Origin of the sequence: Burkholderia sp. ZZQ-2, assembly GCF_050768715.1 — a bacterium.
GTDB classification, from domain to species: Bacteria; Pseudomonadota; Gammaproteobacteria; order Burkholderiales; family Burkholderiaceae; genus Burkholderia; species Burkholderia cepacia.
Genome location: NZ_LDVA01000349.1, coordinates 1 through 2,478 on the forward strand (window position 1 = coordinate 1; position 2,478 = coordinate 2,478).

The 2,478-nt window shown below is 68.8% G+C and carries 2 protein-coding genes; both read left to right on the forward strand.

The window, feature by feature from the left end; all coding sequences use genetic code 11:
- Nucleotides 1–85: 85 nt before the first annotated feature.
- Nucleotides 86–1,312, forward strand: a complete 1,227-nt coding sequence (locus ABY44_RS34080; protein ID WP_027789015.1) for a patatin-like phospholipase family protein — start codon at nt 86–88, stop codon at nt 1,310–1,312.
- 465 nt (nt 1,313–1,777) lie between these two features.
- Nucleotides 1,778–2,478 (forward strand): ferritin-like domain-containing protein (locus ABY44_RS34085; RefSeq protein ID WP_431643400.1); only part of this gene is annotated, 701 nt, incomplete at its 3' end.

The following is a 2,478-nucleotide window of genomic DNA, read 5'->3' on the forward strand; positions in this document are numbered from 1 at the left end:
CGCGGCGCGCGCGGCGGCCGCATCGTCGCCCGAAACCCGTCCGCCGAAGCGTTCGACGTGACGCGGCGCAGATAGCAGGTCGATCATGCGGCTCGCGCTCGTTCTGATGGGAGGCGGCGCACGTGCCGCCTATCAGGTCGGCGTGCTCAAGGCGCTGGCCGAGATCGCGCGCGAGGCCGATCCGCAGCGGCATACGCTGCCGTTCGCGGTCGTGTGCGGCTCGTCGGCCGGCGCGATCAACGCAACGTCGATCGCGAGCCACGCGGACGACTTTTCCCATGGCGTGCGGCGCCTGCTCGAATTCTGGGAGCCGTTGCGTGCCGACTACGTGTATCGCACCGACTGGCTCGGCATCGCGGCCGCCGGTGCGCGCTGGCTCGCGACGATGACGTTCGGCTGGGCGGCCCGCCGCTCGCCGCGCGGGCTGCTCGACAACGCGCCGCTCGCGCACCTGCTGCAGCGCGAGCTGAGCTTCCACCGGATCGAGCAGATGCTCGAGGCGCGCCTGCTGCACGCGCTGTCGATCACGGCGCTCAGCTATTCGAGCGGCCGGCACCTCACGTTCTACCAGGCGGCCGAGCCGATCCAGGCGTGGCGGCGCGCGCAGCGCACCGCGCGGCTCGTCGACCTGTCGGCGTCGCACCTGCTCGCATCGTCGGCGATTCCGTTCGTGTTCCCGGCCGTGCCGCTCGTGCTCGACGGGCAGATCGAGTACTTCGGCGACGGGTCGATCCGGCAGATCGCGCCGCTGTCGCCGGCGATCCACTTCGGCGCGCACCGGATCGTCGTGGTCGGTGCGGCCGACCCGCGGCCCGAGATTCCGGCCGCGAACGGCACGGGGCTGGTACGCGGCTACCCGACGCTCGCGCAGATCGGCCAGCAGGTGCTCGCGAGCGTGTTCCTCGACTCGATCGGCTCGGACATCGAGCGCATCGAGCACATCAACCGGATGATCGAGCACCTGCCGCATCAGGTCGAGGTGGACAGCGGCTGGCGGCACGTCGACGTGCTCGCGATCGCGCCGTCCGAGCGTATCGAGCTGATCGCCGCGAAACACCTGAAGCAGATGCCGGCGACGATGCGCGGGCTGCTCGGCGCGATCGGCGGCAGCCAGCCGGCCGGCGCGTCGTTTGCAAGCTACCTGCTGTTCGAGGAGGCGTTCACGCGCGAACTGATCGAGCTCGGCTACCGCGACGGGCGCGCGCAGCGCGACACGCTGGCCGGCTGGATCGCGCTGGCGGACGGCGGCAGCGCGCCGGCTGCCGGCATGCCGCGGGACGACGGTCTCGCGACCGGCGAAATACGGGTCTGATGCGCCGGGATGGCGGCGGGGTTGCATTTTCGCGACGGCCGGCCGCGACCGATCGCCGCACCGAGATTGGCGGCGCGCGACCGGGCAGGCGTCTCGGAACCGTCATGCACGCGTGCTATCATGGCCGCCGCCGTATACACCATATCGAACAGCCCGCCGATCCGGCATCCGCACGGGGCCCTACGGGGAACCCGCCTGGGGCAGGGGACGGGCTCGTCAGCGAGCCGGCCAGCGCCGGCCCCCACTCAGGCAAGCGCGTAGCCGGTTCCGTTCGCACGGAGCGTGGCTGCGGCATGCCGCAACGGCGGCGCGGCCGCCCGGCTGCCGGACGAGCAATCGGCGTCCGGCCGGTCGGTTTCACGCGTAAAATTACAGTCTTGGCGGCAAAAAGCGCGCTTGGCGCGCCTTTGCGGCAACAGTCACGTTTAGAGAAGTCGCATTGCGCAGAACAGGGGTGGGACCATCATGAACACCATGCTTTATCCGGAACTTTACAGGTCGCTCGAAGCTGTCCGCTGGGACATGGAGAAGGACATTCCGTGGGACAAGTTCGACGCTTCGCTGCTCACCGACGAGCAGGCGAAGACGATCAAGATGAACGCGATCACCGAATGGTCGGCGCTGCCCGCGACGGAGATGTTCCTGCGCGACAACCAGCACGACAGCGACTTTTCCGCGTTCATGAGCGTGTGGTTCTTCGAGGAGCAGAAGCATTCGCTCGTGCTGATGGAATACCTGCGCCGCTTCCGGCCGGAGATGGTGCCGACCGAAGAAGAACTGCACGCGGTGCGCTTCGAATTCGACCCGGCGCCGCCGCTCGAGACGCTGATGCTGCACTTCTGCGGCGAGATCCGCCTGAACCACTGGTACCGCTGCGCGGCCGACTGGCATACCGAGCCGGTCATCAAGCAGATCTACGAAACGATTTCGCGCGATGAAGCGCGCCATGGCGGCGCCTACCTGCGCTACATGAAGAAGGCGCTGAACAACTGCGGCGACGTCGCGCGCGCGGCGTTCGCGAAGATCGGCGTGCTGATGGCGTCGGCGCGCCGCACCGAGAAGCCGCTGCACCCGACCAACCTGCACGTGAACCAGGCGCTGTTCCCGCGCGATACCGTGCAGTCGCGCCTGCCCGATCCGGAATGGCTCGAGCGCTGGCTCGACGA

Bases quoted from the DNA above. Each gene is read 5' to 3' on its own strand.
- ABY44_RS34080 (WP_027789015.1), top strand. From the start codon at position 86: ATGCGGCTCGCGCTCGTTCTGATGGGAGGCGGCGCACGTGCCGCCTAT.